The following is a 627-nucleotide window of genomic DNA, read 5'->3' as shown; positions in this document are numbered from 1 at the left end:
CTGATTCGTGCAAACTCTAGAAAGGAGGTGATCCAGCCGCACCTTCCGATACGGCTACCTTGTTACGACTTCACCCCAGTCACGAATCCTACCGTGGTAAGCGCCCTCCTTACGGTTAAGCTACCTACTTCTGGTAAAACCCGCTCCCATGGTGTGACGGGCGGTGTGTACAAGACCCGGGAACGTATTCACCGCGACATGCTGATCCGCGATTACTAGCGATTCCAACTTCATGCAGTCGAGTTGCAGACTACAATCCGGACTACGATACACTTTCTGCGATTAGCTCCCCCTCGCGGGTTGGCGGCGCTCTGTATGTACCATTGTATGACGTGTGAAGCCCTACCCATAAGGGCCATGAGGACTTGACGTCATCCCCACCTTCCTCCGGTTTGTCACCGGCAGTCTCATTAGAGTGCCCTTTCGTAGCAACTAATGACAAGGGTTGCGCTCGTTGCGGGACTTAACCCAACATCTCACGACACGAGCTGACGACAGCCATGCAGCACCTGTGTACTGGTTCTCTTTCGAGCACTCCCCAATCTCTCGAGGATTCCAGCCATGTCAAGGGTAGGTAAGGTTTTTCGCGTTGCATCGAATTAATCCACATCATCCACCGCTTGTGCG

Annotated in this window: 1 rRNA gene; it reads right to left on the bottom strand. The window is 53.4% G+C overall.

The annotated features are described in order from the left end of the window. Window positions 1–20: 20 nt before the first annotated feature. Window positions 21–627 (bottom strand): 16S ribosomal RNA (locus tag AC1RDJ_RS28395); the annotation flags it as partial.

Source organism: Janthinobacterium sp. GW822-FHT07H10 (assembly GCF_058798675.1).
Note: the sequence above shows the minus strand (reverse complement) of the source record. Positions and strands in the feature narration are given on the sequence as shown.